We start from the raw sequence: 20,986 nt of genomic DNA on the forward strand, positions 1-20,986 counted from the left end.
CCGGTCCAGGCACCCACCTCGAGCAGGACCCACGAACTTGTGACGTGCGTGACAAGTTTCGTCGTCGGCCGCTGCTCCCCGTACAGCTCCGATCACCCTGTCGGGACGCAGCCGCGGCGGAACCGCGGTCGATAGAGCCTCGATTGTGGCTGAGCCACAGATTCCGGCCGCCGACGACGAAAACTTCCCGGTTCCTGTCGACGTGCGGCCGTACGCCACGCCTCAATGAGCGGGTCCGCACCCATCTCAGGAGGATCAATGAAGCTCATGAAGTTCGGCGTCGCCACCGCGGCGCTCTCCAGCCTCGCCTTCGCCGCCCCCGCCATGGCGGCGCCGCCCTACGACGTGCTCGTCGGTGGCAGCAGCGCCGACACGGACTACTCGTTCACCGGAACTGCCTCGCCGATCGACTTCGTCGCGCACGGCGCTTTCCTCGACGTCGAGATGGACTGCCAGCAGTCCGTCGCGACCGGCCTCGTGCACGGAGGGCCCGGACAGTCGGGAGCCGAGGTCGCCACGATCGCGGACAGCACCTGGACCGACTGCACCGGGCCCCTCGGACTCGACATGACCGTCGAGCACGTCGGCCAGTGGGCGCTCAACGTCACCGACACCACGGTGACAGGTCCGCCGGCCGCGGACAGCGCGGTCGAGGGCAACATCTCCGAGGTGGGCGCCTACGTCTACGCGACCAACGACGAGGCCGGGTGCGCCTTCACCGTCTCCGGAGTGGCCGATGGCCACTTCGATGAGGTGAACCAGGATCTGGTCGTGGCCGAGGACGGCCTGGGCACCGGCGACACGCTTACCATCTCGGTCGCCGGCGGCGGGTCCACCTGCAGCGGCCTCATCAGCGACGGCGACCCCGCCAGCTTCTCCGGCACCTTCGAGGTCGCCACCAGCGGTGGCGCGATCGACATCACCGGCTGATCCTCACCACCCATATCGGAAGTGGCGCACCATCCCTCTCCGGTGCGCCACTTCCGCCCGTATATCCAGCATCTCGACCATCCAAAGGACACATCATGAGAACCATCCTCCGCAGGTCGTCGCTTCGCCGATGGAGTCCGGTTGCGGCCATCGGCGCCACCGCAGCGCTCATCATGCTGAGCGCCACCTCCGCACAGGCCGCGACGCTGACGTTCGGCTACGACGCCTCGGGCAGCACCCACATCGCCAGCACGGACTCGACTGTCGCCCTCGGGCCGACCCAGCTCATCAGCTCGGTCGACATGAGCACCGGCGCCTTCACCGGGTCGATGGAGCTGCCCGGCAGCCGCTCGGCGTTCAAGGTCGCCGGATTCATCCCCGTGACCGCCGACGTCTCCTTCGAGCCGGTGACGCCGGTCTCGGGGACCCTGACCCCGCACCCCGAGGGCGGCGGCCACGTGGTCCAGGCGAGCACGTCGTACGACATCCGCCTCTCGAACATCGACATCGCCGGGTTCCCGACCTTCACCGGATCGAAGTGCCGCACCATCGACCCGGTGGCGATCAACCTGGCCACTCCGGCCGACGAGCGGTTCCAGCTGTTCTCCGGTGGAAATGTCGCCGGGACGTACGACATCGGCGACTTCGAGAACTGCGGCCTCAACACCTGGCTGATCAACCTGCTGGTCCCCGGGGACGGCAACACCCTGAGCTTCGCACTCAGCAACGGTCAGGTCATCCCGTAGTGATCCGCGACTGAACCATGTTCACAGTCCGCCGGGCGGCCACACGGCCACCCGGCGGGCTTCGCCCTTTCGGCCGCTCAACGGCACGGGCGTACCGAATTTCGGGGGCACGCTCGGCAAAGACGTGCCATGGTGGTCGATACCTTCTCGGGCATGTTGGACGAAGGAGTTTGACGTGCGACGGAGCACGAGATGACGCAGACCCACCAGTCCCCCGGACTTCCTGGTTCCGCCGTGTGGATGCTGAAGAGCCTCGAGGGCGAGGTGCGGCCGATCGCGCGCAAGATCACCGGCCACCTGCGCGAGGGGCTGCCGGCCGAGACCGAGGGTTTCGAGGAGCTCATCTTCACCGCCGTGCACGGCGCGATGTCGCATTTCATCGACCTGGGTCTCGGACGTTCGGCGCCCTACATCGCGATCGACGACCACTTCCGCAAGGTCGGCTTCAAGGTCGCCGCGCTGGGCCAGGACCGGGCCATCGTCGACCAGGGCATCCACATGGCCACCACCGAGCTCTGGGACGAGCTGCGCCGCCGGGCGGTCGAGAACGAGCTCTCCGCTGCGGCGCTCAACGCGCTCAACGAGATGATGACGACGTACGTCGAGCACCTGACCTCGCAGGTCGGCAAGGGCTTCGAGGCCGGCACCGAGGCGCGCGACCAGGACAACGACGTCGCCCGGGCGCGGCTGATCGACCGGATGCTGTCGGGGGCCTCCGCCGACGAGATCGAGGTGCAGGCAGCACTGGGCGACTGGGCGCTGCCGGAGAAGGTGACCGTGATGGCGGTCGAGCTGCGTGATGGCGAGCGGATCCTCTCCGACGCCCTCTCCGCCACCGCCCTCACCCGTCGCCGCGAGCCGACCCAGGTGGTGATGTGCCCTCCTCACGACGCCGAGACGGTGACCAAGCGGGTCCGGGCGGCAGCGCCGAAGGCGCGGGTCTCGATCTGCTGGCCGGTGCCACCCGAGGACGTACCCGCCGCCTGGCGCTGGGCCAACCGCGCCCTGGCGCTGGTCAACGCCCGGGTGATCCCGGCCAAGCCGGTCATCGACTGCCTCGCCTACCGCACCGAGATCTGGCTGCACGCCGAGCCGGTGATGCGCCGCCAGCTCGCCCAGGAGCTGCTCGAACCGCTGCTGGCCGAGTCGGCCAACTCCCGCGAGATCCTCACCGAGACCCTGCTGGTCTGGCTCGAGACCCGGGAGAGCGCGCCGGCGATCGCGGCGGTCCTCGGCGTGCACCCGCAGACCATCCGCTACCGCTGGAAGCGGATCAACGAGCTCTTCGGGGAGTCCCTGCGCGACCCCGAGTTCGTGACCCAGCTCCTGCTGCTCCTCAAGGCGAGCGTGCCGCTGTGGGTCGCCGGCGACCAGAGCGACTTCGACCGCTACCAGCAGCAGACCGGCTGACCCGGAGCCACTCATGGAGATGTTCGTCCTCGTGGCCGGTGCTGTCGCGGCGTACGTCCTGGGGCTGGGGTTTCCTCGCGTCGTCGCGGGCTGGTCCGGTCGCCGGCGCGGGATCGAGTCGGTGCCCCGGTCCTCGTGGGCGGTCGCCGCCCGGGTCGACGCGGTGGTGCTCGACCGGTGGGGAACGGTGACCACCGGGCGGCTCGTGGTGACCACCGTCGACCCGCTCGATCCCGACCACCTGCGCAACCTGCGCTGGTTCGCGGGCGCGCTGGAGCACGAGGCCGAGGGCCCGCTCGCCCGCGCGGTCGCCCGGCTCTCGCCGCGCGGCAGGGTCACCGACTTCGGCGTCGTTCCCGGATCGGGGGTGCGAGGGTCGGTGGACCGGCATCCCGTACGCGTCGGGCGGCCCTCCTGGGTCGGCATGGCCGACCGCACCGACCGCGGCACCGTCCTCGGCGTCGAGCTCGACGGGCGGCCGCTGGGCTATCTCGTGGTCGGCGACGAGCCGCGCGAGGACGCCGGGGCGTCGGTGACACGGCTGACGTCCGCCGGGATGACACCGGTGCTGGTCTCCGACGACGGCTCCCGCGAGACCGAGGAGCTGGCCGAGACCTGCGGGATCGAGCGATGGCATCCCGAGATCGCCCCCGAGAAGCGGGAGCGGCTCGTCGCCGAGCTGCAGGAGCAGGGGCGGGTGGTGGCCTTCGTGAGCTCTCGCCCGGAGGACGCCGAGGCCCAGGCAGCGGCCGACCTGGCCGTGGGCGGGAGCTCCGGCGTACGGCTGACGGATCTCGACCTGAGGCGCGTCGCCGAGCTGATCTCGCTCGCGCGCGGGGTCGTCCTGGCTCGTCGCTGGGCCGGGCCCGTCGCACTGGTGCCGGCGGTGGTCGGAGCGGTGGCGGCGATCCTGGGCGCCGGCTCGGTCCTGCTCGCCGCGGGGTGCGCGCTGCTCTGCGTGGTGACCGCGGCAGTGGCCGCGGCGATCCCGGTGGCGAGGTCCGGAAACTTGTCACGTGCGTGAGTAGTTTCGGTGATTCTCGGCCCGGATCGCGCTCAGCTCGTTGTGGCGGGGCTCACATGATGGCTGGATCGGTGACATCGACCCACCCCGCCCGACCCGAGGATGTGACCGAGGATGACCCCACGACCCGGTCTGCTTTTCAAGGCGGCTGCGCTGCCCGTCGCCGCCGTGACCGCCGCCTGGACGATCCATGCGATCCAGGAGGGCCGGCCCGTCGACGCCACGGCCAGCGTGCGTCAGGTGCCGGTCGAGGTGCCGACCCAGGAGCTGCTGCCGCCGGTGAGCGTCTCCGCGGTCAAGCCCATCCCCAAGGTCAGCCCCCTCGCGGCCAAGCCCGCCGGGTTCGCCGCCGACGCGGCCGCCGGCGTCATCCCCGAGACCGCGCTCTCCGCCTACCAGCGGGCCGCGACGGTGCTGGCCGACGCCGACCCCGGGTGTCATCTCGACTGGTCGCTGATCGCCGCCATCGGGCGGGTCGAGTCCGACCACGGCCGTGCCGGGGGTAACACGCTGTCACCCTCCGGGGTCGCGACGCCTGGGATCTTCGGCGTACCTCTCACCGGCGCCGCCGGGACCGCACGCATCCTCGACACCGACGGCGGCGCCTATGACCGCGACCTCGTCTACGACCGCGCGGTCGGGCCGATGCAGTTCATCCCCTCGACCTGGTCCGATGTCGGGGTCGACGCCGACGGGGACGGGCGCCGCGACCCGCAGGACGTCGACGACGCCGCGCTCGCCGCCGCGGTCTACCTGTGCTCCGGATCCGCCGACCTGTCCACCGAGGCCGGGCAGCGCTCGGCGGTGCTGCGCTACAACCACAGCGAGGCGTACGTCTCGGCGGTCCTGCAGATCGCCAACGGCTATCGGCTCGGGACGTTCGAGGCGCCGACCGATGTCGTCCTTCCGGCCGCGCAGATCCCGGTCACCTCCGCCTCCGACCTTGAGCCGCTCACCGGCGCCTCGCCCAGCGCCCAGCCGCCCCGGCGTGGTTCCTCGGGCGGGACAGACACAGGTACGCCCGGCGGCGGCTCGACCACGCCCTCCTCCCCCTCGCCCTCCCCCGGCGATGACGGATCCGTCGTCCCCTCGCCTACCTCGGATCCGGATCCGAGCGGCTCCCCCACCGAGACACCGACCGAGACACCCACCGAGACCCCGACCGAGACCCCGACCGAGACGCCCACGGAAACGCCTACTGAGATCCCGACCGAGACACCGCCGGAAACACCGACCGAGGAGCCGACCGAAACGCCGTCGGAGACCCCAGCTGCGACCGAGACGGCCACCGAGTCCACCGGCGCGGAGGCATCCGCGAGCGCATCCTGAGACTCGGCCCCGACCGTGTTGGCCTCGGCACGCCCACCCCGCGCACCCCTCTCGACCATCGCTCTCTCCCCCGCTGGTCGAGCCGCTGCGCGAAAAGTGTCGAGGCCAACACCCCTCGGTTGGGCTAAATCGCGTTACAAGGCCGCGCAGTGCGGGCACACTGGAGGCGTTGCTTGACTCCCCCACCAGGAGCCGCCTCGATGCCGACCGATACCGACCGTCTCGTTGCTCATGTCGCCCGCCTCGGCGAGGAGCACCCACCGATCCCGATGGACTCGGTCGACTTCACCGTGAACGACCCGGTCGGCTTCGGTGCCCGCTTCGGCCACGTCCTCGACTACATGGCGCGGGTCGAGCTCGAGGTCGACCGCAACGTACTCGAGATCTCGACCATGCTCCCCAACCCGCCCGAGGTCGACAAGCAGTTCTACGCCGAGGTGTGGCAGCCGCAGGAGATCCAGCACGGCCTGATCCTCGACCGCCTCCAGCAGGTCCTCGGACGCCCGCCGGCGGCCACCGACCTCGACCACGTCGGCCTGAAGCTGAAGGTGCTCGGTCTGCTGGCTCACCTGGAGCCGTTCCAGGACGTCTGCCGGATGCTCTACTACCTGACCGGCATGGCTACCGAACGCTCCGCGGTGATCGCCTACAACCTGCTCCACGACGGCGTCATCGAGACCGGCGAGCACGCCGTCGCCGACACCGTCATCGCGCCGATCAAGCGCCAGGAGCCTGGCCACTACGCCTTCTACCAGCTCTCCGCCCGCGCCCACTGGGCCACCCTCGCCGCCTGGCAGAAGTGGCTGGTCCGGCGCATGCGCCGGATCTCCTTCGCCCCCGTCGGGGTCAACAACGTCTCTCAGCTGGCCGACTTCGGCGACGTCATGGAGACCTTGGGAGTCGATCACGAAGGTCGCGACCTCGCGGCCGATGTGGCCAGGGTCGAGCAGGAGCTCCTCTGGGCCCGCGACCGCGGCCTCCCCGTCCCCGACTACGTCACCCGCGCCTTCCGCGACGCCGTCGAAGCAGCTCGGGCGCGGACGGCCTGAACGCTCGCCGAAAGGGTAGTCCGGTAGCGAACTGCCTATTACTGGCGGGTATTTGGGCAGTTCGCTACCGGACTACCCCACCAGTGGCCGCCTTACCCCCGCCACTTCGACACCAGCATCTCGACCGTCGCGCCCTTGATCGCGCGACTGCCGGGAACCGTGCCGACGACCGTGCCCTTCTTCCAGCGCGACTTGACCCGCTTGCCGACGACCGGCTTGAAGCCGGCGGCCTTGAGCCGGGCGGTGGCCTTACTGACCGAGAGTCCCTCGACCTTCGGGATCTTGACGCCCTTGCCGTTGACGACGCTGGCGCCGGGACGTACGAAGCCCGCGGAGCCGAGCTTGCCGTCGATCGCCCGCATCGCGTCGGCCCACATCGGGCCGGCGACGGTCGAGCCCGAGGCCGAGGCGACGTAGCCACCACGCAGGCGCTGCCCGTTGAGGGTGACCCACTTCCCCTCGTAGTTCGCGCCGGCGATCATCGAGGCGGTCGCGAGCTTGGGCGTGTAGCCGTTGAACCACACCGCGCGGTTGCTGTTGGTGGTCCCGGTCTTGCCGGCGGACGGCACGCTCAGCGCGAGCTTCTGCCCGAACCCACCGGGCTGCAGCACGCCGCGGAGGATGTCGTTCATCGCATCAGCCGTGCCCGTACGCATCACCTGCTCGCACGAGGCCGCGTACTCCTTCATCGTCTTCCCGTCAGGACCGACGATCTCGGTCACCGGGCGCGAGTCGCAGTGCTTGCCGCGGGCACCGAAGGTCGCGTACGCCTCGGCCATCTCGAGCGGGCTGACGTCGATGGGACCGAGGGTGAACGACGGGTAGCGCTCGTGGGCGGGGTCAGTCAGCTTGACGCCCATCTTCTTCGCCAGCGTGTAGGGCGCGCAGACGCCCGTGAACTGCTCGAGCTGGACGTAGAAGGTGTTCACCGACTCCCGGGTGCCGGTGTAGAGGTTCTTGTTGCCCGACGTGGTCGAGTTGCCGACCGGGTAGGGGTTGGAGCTGTAGCGGCCGGAGCCGGGACAGTTGGCGAAGGAGGCCTGGTTGAAGTTCTTCTTCTCCGGCGACTTGATCTCCTGCCGGAGCGGGAAGCCCTTCTCGATCGCCGCGGCGCCGACGAAGACCTTGAACGTCGAGCCGGCCTGGAAGCCGTTGGCGTCGCCGTACTCCTTCGGCACCAGGTAGTTCAGGTAGGACTCACCCTTGCGACGGTTCTCCCCCATCGGCCGCGACTGCGCGAGCGCCTTGACGTTGCCGGTGCCGGGCTCGACCATCGCCAGGGCACCGACCGCGTTGTCGGTCGGCGAGACGCGACGGCTCACCGACTTCTGCGCCGCCTTCTGGAAGCTGGAGTCCAGGGTCGTCCTGATGGTCAGTCCGCCGGTCTGCAGCAGCCGCCAGCGCTCGGCCTCGGTCTCGCCCAGCGACTCGTCGGCGAGCAGCCACTGCAGCGCGTAGTCGCAGAAGAACTCGGCCGAGGAGCCGAAGCAGCCGTTGCGGCTGTCCTGGACGTTGAGGCCGAGCTCGCTCTCCTTGAGCTTCTCGGCGTCGGCCCGCGGCAGGTCGCCGACCTGGGCCAGCCGCTCGAGCACCAGGTTGCGGCGGGCCACCGTGGCGTCGGGGTAGTCGGTGGGGTCGTAGCCGGTCGGGTTCTTCACCATCCCGGCCAGCATCGAGGCCTGCCCCCAGGTCAGGTCGGCGGCGTCGACGCCGAAGTAGTGCTTCGCGGCCGCCTGGACCCCGTAGGCGGAGTCACCGAAGTAGGCCGCGTTGAGGTAGCGCTCGAGGATCCAGTCCTTGTCGTGGTTCTCCTCGAGCCAGATCGCATAGCGGAGCTCGCGGACCTTGCGGGCCGTGGACTTCTCGGTCGCCGCGGCCCGCTCCTCGTCGGTGTCGGCCCCGTAGACGAGGGTCGTCTTGACCAGCTGCTGGGTGATCGACGAACCACCCTGCACCGAACCCGACTCGGAGGCCGAGTTGCGCAGCAGCGCCCGCAGCGTGCCCTTGAGGTCCATCGCCCCGTGCTCGTAGAAGCGGCTGTCCTCGATCGCGAGCAGCGCCTTCGGCATGTTGGGCGAGATCTGGTCGAGCGCTTTGTAGGACCGGTTCTGGTCGTAGAGGGTGGTGATCACCTTGCCGTGTACGTCCAGGATGCGCGTCGTCTGCGACAGCTCGCCCATGTCGATGTCGAGGGGCAGATCATCCATCGCCTCGGCGCCGGACTTGGCCGCGACACCGGTCAGGTGGACGAACGGGATCGCCATACCCGAGGCGACCAGACCCGTCACCGCGGCGACGCCGATGAGAGCCGCGAACCGCATCACGACGCGATGGAAGGGCAGGGAACGAACGACTGTGCGGGCCAAGTTGGGGGCTCCTACCCGGGCCTCGGGCCAGGACCGGCGAGGGTTGCTGAAAGATCGGAGAACAGGTGTTCACGATACCGGAAGGCCCCACACCGGCCGCGTTCGATGCGCCACACTTCACCCTGTGAATCCCTCGGTCTCCGGCATCGCCGTGGCATGGCGTCCCGCGATCGCCGAGCTCCTCCAGACGTACGCCGCCTCCGGCCGTCTCGGGTTCACCGAGGTGGTCGCGGAGAACACCGCGCCGGCGCAGGTCCCGCAGGCTGTCCGGGATCTCGGCGTCCCGGTCATCGCCCACGGGGTCACCCTCGGCCTGGCCGGCGCCGACCGCCCCGCGACGGACCGCCTCACCCTGCTGGCCGAGCTCGCCGAGGCCCTGGACAGCCCGTTCGTCTCCGAGCACGTCGCGTTCGTGCGGGCGAGCGACTCGCCGGACCCGCTGCACGGCGACGTGCTGGAAGCTGGCCACCTGCTGCCGCCGCCGCGCACGAAGGACTCGCTCGACGTGCTGGTCGACAACGTCCGGATCGCACAGGACCAGCTGCCGGTGCCGCTCGCGGTCGAGAACATCGCCGCCACCTTCACCTGGCCCGAGGACACCATCAGCGAGCCCGACTTCCTCACCGAGCTCGTCGAGCGCACCGGCGTACGCCTCGTCCTCGATGTCGCCAACCTCTACGCCTCCGCGGTCGCCCGCGGTTCCGACCCCGTCGCCGACCTGGCCCGCTTCCCACTCGACGCGGTCGCCTACATGCACGTCGCCGGCGGCACCGAGCGCGAGGGGATCTACATCGACACCCACGCCCACCCGATGCCGACGCCGGTGCTGTCGCTGCTCGCGACCGCGGTCGAGGCGTACGCCGGGCGAGAGCTCCCCGGGATCATGCTCGAACGCGACGCGGACGTGTCACCGCAGACCGTCGACCCCGAGTTCACGAGGCTCGCCGAGGCGGTCGCTACGCCTTCGGCAGGTCCGCCCCGCCGGTGACCGGAGCCTGGTGCTCCGGGTAGACCGACTCGGCCGAGCCCTCGTCCACGAGCGTGGTGCGACCGAACGCCTCACCGAACGGCGTCAGGTGGACCGAGCGGCGCACGATCTTGGCGAACTTCACCGAGTGCAGCGCCTCGAGCACGTCGGGCTGGGCCTCGAGGACCTGGTACTCCAACGGGTCGGGCAGCGGCTCCTTGGAGAACCACACCAGCCCGAGCCGGAACAGGTTGTTGAGATAGGCCGGGACCCGGTCCGGGTAGCGCACGCCGCTGCGCCCGGCGATCATGTTGAGACCCGGCGCGATCATCGTGCTGCCGACGAGGCCTGCCGGCCCACCGGTGCGGATGTCCACCGAGGGCTGAGGCCCGGCCTGGAGCAGGTAGAGCAGCATCCGCGCCTCGTCGGGCGCGAGCTCGTCGAGGATCCGGGCGTACGCCGGGTGCCCCTGCTCATCGGCCCATACGTCGCGGGACCGGTCGAGCAGATCGGCCCCTCGTCGGCGCAGCACCGGCAGGGAGTCCTCGGACGCCTCGGCCTCTCGCGTGCGGGCAAGCACGACATCGCGGCCGGCGGCCTCGTAGTCGGCGTCGGAGAGCTCCATCACCTGGTTCGAGCTGGGCAGGATGATCCGGGCCGCGGTGCCGGCGACGATGCCCACGGCCTCGGCCGTCTCCCGCACCAGCCCCACGCGTACGTCCTGGTCGACCATGGCCCGGGCGACCCGGATCCCGGCACGGCCGGAGGTGCGCAGCCCCCACCCGGCGGTGTGCCAGGCAGCCCCCGCGGCCACCCTCGCCAGACCGGGAGCGGTGCCGGCCACGGCGGAGGCGGTCGGGATGACCTTGCCCAGGAGACTCATGTCGGAAAGATTAGAAGGTGCAGGAAGCCGCCCGCGAGTCCCATGATCGCGCCGTGGGCGTAGAGCATCCATTCGTCCTCCTTGATCGCTGACCTCATCATGTCCACGAAGTCGCCGGGCGGAAGCTCCTTGGTGCGCCGCGCGACCAGGTCCCGGATCTTGTCCGCCTGGTGACGGCTGAAGCCGGGATCGCGGAACGGCACCAGCGTACGATCCGCCGCCTCGTTGGCGACCGAGGTGCTGATCCGGTCGAACCGCTCCGAGCCGAGCGCTATCCGCACCGCGCCCCGGTAGGGCCCGGCCGCCTTGTCCACGGCGGGCATCAGCGCGTTGATCAGCAGCTTGCGGGTCGCGTCGCCGCGAGGGCCGTCGAGCAGGAAGTCGCCGATGCGCTCGAGGGTGATCACGTCGGTGGCGATGATGTCGGCGTAGACCTCGGCGGCCTGCTCCTGGCGGCGCGGGAAGAGGCCCTGGACCTTGATCCCCAGGATGCGCCGCGGCTCCGCGGGCTCGAAGATCAGCCACATGCCGAGCAGGTTGGTCACCCAGCCGACGACCACGCCGAGGACAGGAAGCAGCCACCACACGTGGAAGGTCTGGTCGACCAGTGCCACCGGGATGCCGAGCAGGAAGCCGAAGATGAAACCGAAGGCGACCATCAGATTGAGCTCGCGCTGGCCGAAATCGCGGAAGATCCTGACCACCAGGGCGGGGTTCTTGCGGAAGTGGTCGATGACCATCAGCTTCGGGTCGAGCAGCTGGTCGATGTGTACGCCGATGTCGTCGGTGACCTTGTGGACGATCGAGGGCAGCTGCGCCTGCACCCGGACGGCGATCGCGTCCTTGACCGCCCGCGGCAGGTCGCGCCAGAGCCGCGGGTGCTCGCGCATCATGATCTGGTCGACCAGCTCGGGCACCTCCGGGCGGAAGGTCTCCACGATGTGCGTGGCGATCTCCGAGGGACCGAGCTGCTGGTAGAAGTCGCTCGGCGTGCCGAGCTTGGCGATCGCCTTGTCGACGGCGATCGAGCCCATCTTCGCGGCCCGGGCGGGGATGATGCCCTGCCAGCCGAGCCCGCCCTGGGCGAAGCCCGGGACCTCCTGCAGCTTGTGCGGCAGCACCCTGGTCAGCTCGCGCAGGCCCGGCACCCGGAACCCCTTGAACGTGAGCGGGGAGAAGAGCATGTAGAGGCCCGACCAGTTGATCAGCCAGCCGATCACCCCGGTGAAGATCGGGATGGTGATCAGCGAGAGCCAGTGGACGTGGGCAGCCCAGTCCTCGAACCAGCTGACCAGCGAGTCCTGCCACTCCGGCGACATCCGAGCTCCTTCCGCCAGAGTTCCAGACCGTCAGTATGCGTACCCTACCCACAGGCGAACTCACACACCCTGAAGCGTCTGCTATTCGGCTGGACTATTCGGTCGGGGCCTCCGTCGCCGCGCCGGGCGGGATCTCATGGTTCGGCAGCCGGTCGAGATCCTCGACGTCCGCGAAACAGGCCCGCGCGAAGTCCTGACCGAACGGGGTCAGATGGATCGAGCGTCGCTTGATCCGGGCACCACCCTTGGCGTGAAGAGCCTCGAGTACGTCGGGTTGCGCCTCGACCACCTGATAGCGGATCAGCTCGCTGACCGGGTCCTCGGACTGCCAGACCAGACCGAGCCTGGTCAGGTTGTTGAGGTACTGCGGCACCAACGACGGGTAGCGCACGCTGGCCTGCGCTCCGATCATGGTCAGGCCCCGGGCGATCATCCGGGCCCCGCGCAGGTGGCCGATCAGGCCACCCTCGACCACGTCGACGGCCGGCTGCGGGCCGTCCTTGAGCATCAGCACCAGGATGCGCGCCTCGTCGGGGGCCAGCTCGTCGAGGATGCTGACGAAGGCGGGATGGCGCTCGTTCTCGTCCCAGACGTCGCGCGATCGGCGCAGCAGCTCCTCGCCGGCCCGCCGCAGCCGGTCGGGCTCCGTGCCCGGGGCGACGCCGTTGACCCGCGCGGCGCGACCCTCCATCGCCGCCCTCGCGCTCTCGGCCGCCGGCAGCGCGAACCGCTCCAGCAGGCCGGTGACCGGGTTGCCGGTGGCCACCCGCTTCGCGAGAGCGGTCACCTGACGGGCGTTGCTCGCCACGTCCTCGGTGAGCCGCACCGCCTCGTCGGGGTCGACGACCGCCTTCGCGACCCGCCCCAACCCGCGGGCGTACGTCCTCAGCCCCCAGCCCGCGGTGTGGGCGACCGTGACCGCGGAGATCCTGAGCAGGCCCGGGAGGACCTCCATCGCATCGTCGACGAAACCACCGCTCGGGGCCGGCGTGGGCAGGTGATGCATCCCCTCACGGCCCTCGGCGAGCTCTTCCTTCGGCTCGAGCGAGGGCGGGGCCTCACGAGGCTCCGGTCGACGGGCCCCGGGCTCGGTGTTGATATGGAGGGCGCTCACAACACGTTCCACCATTCGAAGACTGCGACGTGCAGAAACCCGCCCGCCAGCCCCATGATCGCCCCGTGGGCGTAGAGCAGCCACTCGTCCTCCTTGATCGCGGCTCTCATCATCTCAACGAAGGTTTTCGGGGGCAGCGCCCTGCACCGGTCGGCGATCAGCCGGCGGATGTTGCACGACTGCTGCTGGCTGAAGGCGGCGTCGCGCAACGGGGTGAGGGTGTAGTCGACGGCCTGCTCGGCGACCGAGGTCCGGATCGCGTCGAACCTCCTGGTCCCGACCGCGACCCGGACCGCACCGTAGGCCGGCCCGACCGCGGCGTCGACCGCGGGCTCGAGGGCCGCGGCCAGCATCTGGCGGGTCCGGTCGCCCGAGGGCCCGTTGAGGAGATGGTCGCCGATCCGCTCGAGGGTGATCACGTCCTGGGCGATGTGCTTGCCGTAGACGTCGGAGGCCTGCCACTGCCGCCGCGCGAAGAGCGCCTGGATCTTGAACGGGCCGATCCGCCTGGGCTCTGCGGGCTCGAAGATGAGCAGCATGCCGAGGAGGTTGGTCGTCCACCCGACCATCACGCCGAGGATCGGCAGCAGCCACCAGATGTGGAAGGCCTGGTCGATGACGGCGACCGGGATGCCGAGCAGGAAACCGAAGATCGCCCCGAAGACGACCATCATCCGCAGCTCGCGGGCACCGAAGTCCTTGAAGATCCGCACGATGATCGAGGGATCCTTCTCGAAGTTCTCGATCACCATGAGCTTCGGGTCGAAGAGCTGGTCGATGTGGTTGCCGATCTCGAGGGTCACGTCACCGACGACCTCGGGGAGCCGGTCCTGGACCCGCTGGATCACGACCGTACGCAGCGGGCGCGGCAGATCGCGCCAGAACCGCGGATGCTCACGCCACATGATCTCGTCGACGAGCAGAGGGATCTCGGGACGGAACACGTCGACGATGTGGGCGGCGATCTTGTCCGGCTCGAGCTGCTCGTAGAAGTCGCGGGCCGTCGCCATCTGGGACAACGCCCGGTCGACGGCGATCGAGCCCATCTTCGCGGCCCGTGCCGGCACGATCCCCTGCCAGCCGAGCCCGCCGCGCAGGATGCCCGGGATCTCCTGGACCTTGCGCGGCAGCGAGCCGGCGATCTGCTTGAGCCCCGGCACGGTGAACCCGTGGAAATGGATCGGGGAGAAGAGCATCCACAGCCCCGACCAGTTGATCAGCCAGCCGATCACGGCGGTGAAGACCGGGACCGACCAGAACTCGAACCAGTCGATGTCCCACCCGGAGAGCACGTCGACGACGCTGGACACGGGACCCCTTGTATTTCCGTCAGTGGGACTCCTCCGGAAACCGCACCGACCGGCACCGAGGCGCGCCGCGGATCATCGATCCCGGGAGACACCGCCCGCGCCGAGCGCGGACGTCACTTCGGATCTTGCCTGATCACCCGGGTTCGGTCCAGGGCGACGCTCGCACCGGCCCGACATCCGTAACAAGAAACCGGCGGTCCTGGACCGCCGAAATTGGAAGGACCCGGTGGGTCCGTCTCGGGTCGGCTCCACCGGGTCCGCCGCGTGTGCCCCGACCATATGGGGGTTGGTCCGACACCCGCGGCTTACTCATCAGTATGCGGGCATCGCACCAACATCGGTTTTAACCGAAATCCACAACTCGCCAACAGATCTGTCCCCGAAATCGGGCACGCCATGCTAGCCCTGCTGCCGCCGCCAGACCACGATCGCCTGTCCGGGCGGCGCCTGACGAACCGCAGGAAGCCTGCTGGTCGGGCCCTTCGGCTGGGGGGCCGCCGCCCGCGCCTGGGCGAGGGCGTCGCGGGTCGCTGCCAGCTCGTGCAGCAGCTCCTCGTTGCGTCGGCGCAGGGCGTCGACGTGCTGCTCGAGAGCGAGGATGCGGCGCACCCCCTCGATGCCGATGCCGGCCGCGGTCAGGTCCGCGATCGACCGCAGCAGCTCGATGTCGTGGAAGGAGTAGCGACGCCCGCCGCCCCCGGTGCGACCGGGGGTGATCAGACCCATCCGCTCATAGGTGCGCAGCGTCTGCGGGTGCAGCCCGGTCAGCTCCGCGGCCACGCTGATCACGTAGACCGCGGCATCCGGAGCCGGGCTGCCGAATCCCTCGCTCATCATGACTCCCCGAGAAGAGACGTACGCAGGGGCTTGCCGGCCATCGCGGCCCGATAGGCCTCGACGGCGGCCTTGGCGTCGGTGTCGAGCACGGCCGGGATCTGCACCTCGACGGTCGCGAGCAGGTCACCCACGGTGCCGTCCGAGCGCCGGAACCCCTTGCCGCGGACCCGGAACGTACGCCCGTTGGGGGTCCCCGCGGGGATCCGCAGCGTCACCGGCGAGCCGGACAGCGTCGGCAGCTTGGCCTCGGCGCCGAGGGCCAGCTCGTCGAACCCGACCGGCACGTCGATGGTGAGGTTGTCGTCCTTGCGGCCGAAGACGCGGTGGGGCGTGACGTGCACGGTGACGTAGAGGTCACCGGCCGGTCCGCCGTTCTCACCGGCGGCGCCCTTGCCCTTGAGCCGGATCCGCTGACGGTCCTTGACCCCGGCCGGGATGCGCGCCTGGATGGTGCGCGCGGAGGTGCCGCGACCGGAGCCGTGGCAGGTCGGGCAGGCCTCGTCGTAGATCAGCTGGCGGCCACCGCAGCGCGGGCAGGTCTCGTTCATCGAGAACGCACCGCCGACGGAGTTGACGACGTAGCCGGCGCCCTCGCACTCGGGGCAGACCCGCGGCTTGGTGCCGGGCTTGCCGCCGGTGCCGTTGCAGTCGGGGCAGGCGGCGTCGGAAGTCAGCCGCAGCGAGATGGTCACGCCGTCGAGCGCGTCGGTGAACCCGATCGTGGCGCTCGTCTCGACGTCGGCACCCTTGATCGGGCGAGCCCTCGGGGTCGTACGCCGCCCACCGAAGCCTCCGCCGGCGCCACCGGCACCACCGAAGAGGTCGCCGAACATGTCGCCGAGGCCACCGCCCTGGGCGGTGCCGCCACCGAAGAGGTCGTCGAAGTTGTAGCCGCGGCCGCCGGTGCCGCCGAAGCCGCCCGGGAAGCCGCCCGAGGCGCCGAGCGTGCGGACCTCGTCGTACTTCTTGCGCTTCTCGGCGTCACCGACGACGTCGTAGGCCTCGGCGACCTTCTTGAACTTCTCGTGCTTGGCGTCGTCGCCCGGGTTGGAGTCGGGGTGGTTGGCCCGCGCAAGCTTGCGATAGGCCTTCTTGATGTCGTCGCCCGAGGCGTCCTTCTTGACACCCAGCTCGGCGTAATAGTCCTTGTTGATCCAGTCCGGCCGGATCCCGTCGTTCTCAGCCACCTAGCCCCTCCTCCCTTCTTCGCGGTGGCCGAGGCTGCCGATGTGTCGACAGCCTCGGCCACCAGTCGTTGTCACTCCAGGTCACTCCGGGTCGACGACCAGGACCTGCGCGGCCCTGACCACCCGGTCACCGATCATGTAGCCGGCCTTGGCGACCAGCTTGACCGAGGTCTCCTCGACCTCCGGGTCGGTGCCCATGTGGCTGAGCGCCTCGTGACGGTTGGGGTCGAAGACGTCGCCCGGCTCACCGAACTTCTTCAGACCCAGGTTGGTCACGATCTTCTCGAGCTGGTCGGCGACGGCCTTGAAGCCGCCGTCGACCTCGCCGTGCTCACGAGCACGGTCGATGGTGTCGAGCACGTCCACGATCGGAGTGAGCACCTTGTAGGTCGCGTTCTGCGAGACCAGCTCGCGGTCACGGTCGACCCGCTTCTTGTAGTTGACGTACTCGGCCTGGAGACGCTGCAGGTCGGTGGTCAGCTCGGCGACCCGCTTGTCGACCTCGTCGGCCGCATCGGCCATGAAGTCCACCTCGCTGTCGTCCTCGATCACCACGTCTACCTCGTCCTCTGCCTCGTCCGTCTCTTCCGTCTCGTCGGACTCGTCCTCGGTCGACTCGTCGGAGCCGTCCTCGTCGGAGCCCGCCTCGGTGGCATCGTCCGAGTCCGAGGCGTCGTCCTCCGGAGCGTCCGCCTCGACGGCCTCTGTCTCAGGATCGGTCTCGGGCAGGGCCTCGGAGGTCGTCTCCTCGACGGCCTCCTCCGCCCCGCCGGGGCGGCGTTTCGTCACTTCTTGTCGCCCTCTTCACCCTCGACGGGCTCGTCGACGATCTCGGCGTCGACGACGTCGTCGTCGGCCTCGCCGGTCGCACCGGTGGCGCCGCCGGCAGCGGACTGCTCGGCCTCGGCCGCGGCGTACATGGCCGCACCCATCTTCTGCGAGGACTCACCGAGCTTGGTGATCGCAGTCTGGATGGCGTCCTTGTCGGCCTCGGTGTCCTCGAGGACCTTCTTCAGGGCGTCCAGGTCGGCCTGCACCTCGGTCTTCACGTCGTCCGGGACCTTGTCGCCGGAGTCGGTGATGAACTTCTCGGTGGTGTAGACGAGGCTGTCGCCCTGGTTGCGGATCTCGATGGACTCGCGACGCTTGGCGTCCTCCTCGGCGTACTGCTCCGCCTCCTTGACCATGCGGTCGATGTCGTCCTTCGACAGCGCGGAGCCGCCGGAGATCGTCATGGACTGCTCGCGGCCCGAGGCCTGGTCCTTGGCGGAGACGTGCACGATGCCGTTGGCGTCGATGTCGAAGGCGACCTCGATCTTCGGCACGCCACGCGGCGCCGGCGGGAGGCCGGTGAGCTCGAAGTTGCCCAGCGGCTGGTTCTCCGACCACATCGGGCGCTCGCCCTGGGCGACCTTGATCTCGACGCTCGGCTGGTTGTCGTCAGCCGTGGTGAAGATCTCGGAGCGCTTGGTCGGGATGGTGGTGTTGCGCTCGATCAGGGTGGTGAAGACACCGCCCTTGGTCTCGATGCCGAGGCTCAGCGGGGTGACGTCGAGGAGCAGTACGTCCTTGACCTCGCCCTTCAGCACGCCGGCCTGCAGCGCGGCACCGACGGCCACGACCTCGTCCGGGTTGACGCCCTTGTTGGGCTCCTTGCCACCGAGCAGGCTCTTGACCAGGTCGGTCACGGCCGGCATCCGGGTCGAGCCGCCGACGAGGACGACGTGGTCGATGTCCTTGAGCGCGACGCCGGCGTCCTTGAGGACCGACTCGAACGGCTTCTTGGTGCGGTCGAGCAGGTCGGCGGTGATCTTCTGGAACTCCGCCCGGGTCAGGGTCTCCTCGAAGTGGAGGGGGCCGGACTCACCGTGGGTGATGTAGGGCAGGTGGATGCTCGTGTTCTGCGACGAGGACAGCTCGATCTTCGCCTTCTCGGCGGCCTCCTGGAGGCGCTGCGCGGCGATCTTGTCGGCGGCCAGGTCGACACCGTTGGCGGCCTTGAACTTCGCGACCATCCACGTGACGATCGCGTTGTCCCAGTCGTCACCACCGAGGTGGTTGTCACCGGAGGTCGCCTTGACCTCGACGACACCCTCACCGATCTCGAGCAGGGACACGTCGAAGGTGCCGCCACCGAGGTCGAAGACGAGGATGGTCTGGTCGTCGCCCTTGTCGAGGCCGTAGGCCAGCGCGGCGGCGGTGGGCTCGTTGACGATGCGGGAGACGTTGAGGCCCGCGATCTCACCGGCCTCCTTGGTGGCCTGGCGCTGGGCGTCGGAGAAGTAGGCGGGGACGGTGATGACCGCGTCGGTCACCGTCTCGCCGAGGTAGGCCTCGGCGTCGCGCTTGAGCTTCTGCAGGACGAACGCGCTGATCTGCTGCGGCGTGAAGTCCTTGTCGTCGATGTTCACCTTCCAGTCGGTGCCCATGTGACGCTTGACCGAACGGATCGTGCGGTCCACGTTGGTGACGGCCTGGCGCTTGGCGACCTCGCCGACCAGCACCTCACCGGACTTGCTGAACGCGACCACGGAAGGCGTCGTACGGGCGCCTTCGGCATTCGCGATGACGGTGGCCTCGCCACCCTCCAGAACCGAGACGACCGAGTTGGTGGTCCCGAGGTCGATACCGACGGCACGTGCCATCTTTGCTACCTCCGCTTGTTGAAGCTGTGTGTATGTGGCTGTGTTGCATCTGGGGCGGGGAGCCCCGGAAGACTGGTTGGTCTGCCGCCCAGCGGCTGCCGCCGCCGAGTCTTGCAAACAAGTTGAGCCGATTCAACTCAACTTCGTTCACTGTCCACAACGAAGACCTTACGTGCCCTATTCCAACGCCGGCCAAAATCCCGCCGAGTCGGCTCGTCCTGACCGAAAACTCGGCCGAGTCGGCTCGTCATGACGAGCCGACTCGGCGGGTGTTTGCGTCAGAACGAGCCGACTCGGCGTGTGTGTCTGCGTCAGAAGGACGGGATCCAGTCGAAGGTGTCGGGGTTGGGGCCGGAGCGGCCGGACTCGCCCTTGTCGAGGGCCGCGAGGGCGGCCACCTGGTCGGCGCTCAGCTCGAAGTCGAAGATCGCGAGGTTCTCCTCGAGCCGGTCGCGGCGTACGGACTTGGGGAAGACGATGTCGCCACGGTCGATCTGCCAGCGGAGCAGGACCTGGGCGGGCGACTTGCCGTGGGCGGAGGCGATCTCGGCGACCACCGGGTCGGTGAGCTCACCGCCGCCCTGCCCGAGCGGGGACCAGGACTCGACCTTCGCGCCGTGGCCCAGGGTGGCGGCGCGAGCGGCCTCGTTGGCGAAGTAGGGGTGCACCTCGATCTGGTTGACCGCGGGGGCGACGCCGGTCTCGGCGACGATCTTGTCGAGGTGGTCGGGCTGGAAGTTGGAGACGCCGATGGAGGTGGTCAGGCCCTCCTCGCTGAGGCCGACGAGGGCCTCCCAGGTCTTCGCGTACGTCCCGTCGTACTGCGTCGGCAGCGGCCAGTGGATCAGGAACAGGTCGACGCGGTCCAGGCCGAGCAGCTCCAGAGACCTCTCCAGCGATGCCTTCGCCCGGACCGGGTCGTGCTGGGAGTTGTTGAGCTTGGTGGTGACGTAGACGTCCTCGCGGGCGAGTCCGGCGCTCTTCAGCGCGGCGCCGACTCCGGCCTCGTTCTGGTACATCTGCGCGGTGTCGATGTGGCGGTAGCCGACCTCGAGAGCCTGGCTCACCACCTGCTCGGTCTCGTCCAGCGGAACCTGCCAGACACCGAGACCGAACTGCGGGATCGACGTGCCGTCATTGAGCTTGATCGTGGGAACCGTCATACCCACATACAACCAAGCCGGTGATGGCCTATTCCATCCCCGGTCCCGACCTCAGCCGATCGTCACGGTCACCACATTGGAGTAGGTGCCGGTGTCGATGTCCTTCATCCGGAACTTGTGCCGTCCGACCCGGCCGGACTGGATCGGGGTGGAGAACTGCTCGCCGGTGACGCGTACGTCCGGGATCCCGAACTCTCCCCACCCCTGGCCGTCGTTGCGCTCCAGGCGGAGGATGGCGCCCTCGCCGCCGGGGTAGATGCCGGTGAGGTCGATCCGCTCCATCGGCGTCGCCGCGACGATGCCGGCCTGGAGGGTGATCTCCTTCTTCGCGGGCTTCTCCTCGACGGTCTTGGACGGCGTCGGGCTCGTGGAGGCCGCCTGCTTCTCGGGAGCGCTCGTGGGCGAGGCGTCGAGCGTGATCGCCGGTCCGTTCGCGGTCTTGGTCGGCTTCGGCGACGGGGCGTAGAGCGAGGCGCCGGCGTCCGGGTCGGTGGCCTGGTCGTCGGCGGCACCGCCGCCGAGGCCCATGATGTTGGCTCCGACGAACATCCCGATCCCGATGATCAGTCCCACCCCGACCGCGACCGCGACGAGCGCCGTGACTCCGGCTGCGATCGGGTGCTGCCCGCCCTGCTTCACATCTGCTCCTCGACCGACCCGTGGTGATGGTGACAATTCAGCCACACGTTCCTGTCGAGCACCACAGG

Annotated in this window: 18 protein-coding genes; 7 read left to right on the forward strand and 11 right to left on the reverse strand. The window is 69.3% G+C overall.

What is annotated here, in order from left to right:
- Nucleotides 1-258: 258 nt before the first annotated feature.
- The 6 genes from ACIRON_RS00085 (at nucleotide 259) to ACIRON_RS00110 (ending at nucleotide 6,488) form a co-directional block, all read left to right on the forward strand.
- Nucleotides 259-930, forward strand: a complete 672-nt coding sequence (locus ACIRON_RS00085; protein ID WP_402987291.1) for a hypothetical protein — start codon at nucleotides 259-261, stop codon at nucleotides 928-930.
- Nucleotides 931-1,025: 95 nt separating this feature from the next.
- Nucleotides 1,026-1,676, forward strand: coding sequence for a hypothetical protein (locus ACIRON_RS00090; protein ID WP_402987294.1), 651 nt, complete (start codon nucleotides 1,026-1,028; stop codon nucleotides 1,674-1,676).
- Between the two features lie 192 nt (nucleotides 1,677-1,868).
- On the forward strand, nucleotides 1,869-3,086 hold the full coding sequence (locus ACIRON_RS00095) for a PucR family transcriptional regulator (RefSeq protein WP_402987297.1): 1,218 nt from the start codon (nucleotides 1,869-1,871) through the stop codon (nucleotides 3,084-3,086).
- Nucleotides 3,087-3,099: 13 nt separating this feature from the next.
- Nucleotides 3,100-4,110 (forward strand): HAD family hydrolase, encoded by a 1,011-nt coding sequence (locus ACIRON_RS00100; protein ID WP_402987300.1) that lies wholly within the window; start codon nucleotides 3,100-3,102, stop codon nucleotides 4,108-4,110.
- A 114-nt stretch (nucleotides 4,111-4,224) separates the two neighbouring features.
- Nucleotides 4,225-5,439: a lytic transglycosylase domain-containing protein gene (locus tag ACIRON_RS00105; RefSeq protein ID WP_402987302.1), complete on the forward strand. Its 1,215-nt coding sequence runs from the start codon at nucleotides 4,225-4,227 to the stop codon at nucleotides 5,437-5,439.
- 200 nt (nucleotides 5,440-5,639) lie between these two features.
- Complete coding sequence (locus tag ACIRON_RS00110; protein WP_402987305.1) at nucleotides 5,640-6,488, forward strand: GTP-binding protein LepA; 849 nt, start codon at nucleotides 5,640-5,642, stop codon at nucleotides 6,486-6,488.
- 92 nt (nucleotides 6,489-6,580) lie between these two features.
- Here the strand turns inward: ACIRON_RS00110 and ACIRON_RS00115 are convergent, their stop codons facing one another.
- On the reverse strand, nucleotides 6,581-8,854 hold the full coding sequence (locus ACIRON_RS00115; RefSeq protein WP_402987308.1) for a transglycosylase domain-containing protein: 2,274 nt from the start codon (nucleotides 8,852-8,854) through the stop codon (nucleotides 6,581-6,583).
- Nucleotides 8,855-8,978: 124 nt separating this feature from the next.
- Between ACIRON_RS00115 and ACIRON_RS00120 the strand changes: the two genes are divergently transcribed.
- A complete protein-coding gene (locus ACIRON_RS00120) occupies nucleotides 8,979-9,842 on the forward strand; it encodes a DUF692 domain-containing protein (protein WP_402987311.1) in 864 nt (287 codons plus the stop codon).
- On the opposite strand, the gene ACIRON_RS00125 is transcribed toward ACIRON_RS00120, so the two are convergent.
- From ACIRON_RS00125 to ACIRON_RS00170, 10 genes are all read right to left on the reverse strand, one after another.
- Nucleotides 9,811-10,704, reverse strand: a complete 894-nt coding sequence (locus ACIRON_RS00125) for an Abi-alpha family protein (protein WP_402987314.1) — start codon at nucleotides 10,702-10,704, stop codon at nucleotides 9,811-9,813. The genes ACIRON_RS00120 and ACIRON_RS00125 overlap by 32 nt on opposite strands.
- Nucleotides 10,701-12,023 carry a hypothetical protein gene (locus tag ACIRON_RS00130; protein WP_402987317.1) on the reverse strand — a complete coding sequence of 441 codons (1,323 nt, stop codon included), beginning with the start codon at nucleotides 12,021-12,023 and terminating at the stop codon, nucleotides 10,701-10,703. Before ACIRON_RS00130 ends, ACIRON_RS00125 begins: the two co-directional genes overlap by 4 nt.
- Nucleotides 12,024-12,117: 94 nt before the next feature.
- Entirely contained in the window at nucleotides 12,118-13,137 is a 1,020-nt protein-coding gene (locus ACIRON_RS00135; RefSeq protein WP_402987320.1) for an Abi-alpha family protein, read from the reverse strand.
- Nucleotides 13,134-14,447, reverse strand: coding sequence for a hypothetical protein (locus ACIRON_RS00140; RefSeq protein WP_402987323.1), 1,314 nt, complete (start codon nucleotides 14,445-14,447; stop codon nucleotides 13,134-13,136). Before ACIRON_RS00140 ends, ACIRON_RS00135 begins: the two co-directional genes overlap by 4 nt.
- Nucleotides 14,448-14,846: 399 nt before the next feature.
- Nucleotides 14,847-15,281, reverse strand: coding sequence for a heat shock protein transcriptional repressor HspR (locus ACIRON_RS00145; RefSeq protein ID WP_402987326.1), 435 nt, complete (start codon nucleotides 15,279-15,281; stop codon nucleotides 14,847-14,849).
- Complete coding sequence (locus tag ACIRON_RS00150; RefSeq protein ID WP_402987329.1) at nucleotides 15,281-16,471, reverse strand: DnaJ C-terminal domain-containing protein; 1,191 nt, start codon at nucleotides 16,469-16,471, stop codon at nucleotides 15,281-15,283. Before ACIRON_RS00150 ends, ACIRON_RS00145 begins: the two co-directional genes overlap by 1 nt.
- An 81-nt stretch (nucleotides 16,472-16,552) precedes the next feature.
- Nucleotides 16,553-17,260 carry a nucleotide exchange factor GrpE gene (gene grpE, locus ACIRON_RS00155; protein WP_402987332.1) on the reverse strand — a complete coding sequence of 236 codons (708 nt, stop codon included), beginning with the start codon at nucleotides 17,258-17,260 and terminating at the stop codon, nucleotides 16,553-16,555.
- Nucleotides 17,257-19,116, reverse strand: a complete 1,860-nt coding sequence (gene dnaK, locus ACIRON_RS00160) for a molecular chaperone DnaK (RefSeq protein ID WP_091045543.1) — start codon at nucleotides 19,114-19,116, stop codon at nucleotides 17,257-17,259. The genes grpE and dnaK overlap by 4 nt, the downstream gene beginning before the upstream one ends.
- A gap of 311 nt (nucleotides 19,117-19,427) precedes the next feature.
- Entirely contained in the window at nucleotides 19,428-20,279 is an 852-nt protein-coding gene (locus ACIRON_RS00165) for an aldo/keto reductase (protein WP_402987335.1), read from the reverse strand.
- Between the two features lie 51 nt (nucleotides 20,280-20,330).
- Nucleotides 20,331-20,918 (reverse strand): hypothetical protein, encoded by a 588-nt coding sequence (locus ACIRON_RS00170; protein WP_402987338.1) that lies wholly within the window; start codon nucleotides 20,916-20,918, stop codon nucleotides 20,331-20,333.
- Nucleotides 20,919-20,986 lie beyond the last annotated feature (68 nt).

Source organism: Nocardioides sp. NPDC101246 (assembly GCF_044767415.1).
Classification (GTDB): Bacteria; Actinomycetota; Actinomycetes; order Propionibacteriales; family Nocardioidaceae; genus Nocardioides.

Coding starts and splice junctions, on each gene's coding strand:
- ACIRON_RS00125 (WP_402987314.1), bottom strand. CDS start 10,704: ATGAGTCTCCTGGGCAAGGTCATCCCGACCGCCTCCGCCGTGGCCGGC.
- ACIRON_RS00145 (WP_402987326.1), bottom strand. CDS start 15,281: ATGAGCGAGGGATTCGGCAGCCCGGCTCCGGATGCCGCGGTCTACGTG.
- ACIRON_RS00085 (WP_402987291.1), top strand. CDS start 259: ATGAAGCTCATGAAGTTCGGCGTCGCCACCGCGGCGCTCTCCAGCCTC.
- ACIRON_RS00100 (WP_402987300.1), top strand. CDS start 3,100: ATGGAGATGTTCGTCCTCGTGGCCGGTGCTGTCGCGGCGTACGTCCTG.
- ACIRON_RS00090 (WP_402987294.1), top strand. CDS start 1,026: ATGAGAACCATCCTCCGCAGGTCGTCGCTTCGCCGATGGAGTCCGGTT.
- ACIRON_RS00095 (WP_402987297.1), top strand. CDS start 1,869: ATGACGCAGACCCACCAGTCCCCCGGACTTCCTGGTTCCGCCGTGTGG.
- dnaK (WP_091045543.1), bottom strand. CDS start 19,116: ATGGCACGTGCCGTCGGTATCGACCTCGGGACCACCAACTCGGTCGTC.
- ACIRON_RS00105 (WP_402987302.1), top strand. CDS start 4,225: ATGACCCCACGACCCGGTCTGCTTTTCAAGGCGGCTGCGCTGCCCGTC.
- ACIRON_RS00110 (WP_402987305.1), top strand. CDS start 5,640: ATGCCGACCGATACCGACCGTCTCGTTGCTCATGTCGCCCGCCTCGGC.
- ACIRON_RS00130 (WP_402987317.1), bottom strand. CDS start 12,023: ATGTCGCCGGAGTGGCAGGACTCGCTGGTCAGCTGGTTCGAGGACTGG.
- ACIRON_RS00165 (WP_402987335.1), bottom strand. CDS start 20,279: ATGACGGTTCCCACGATCAAGCTCAATGACGGCACGTCGATCCCGCAG.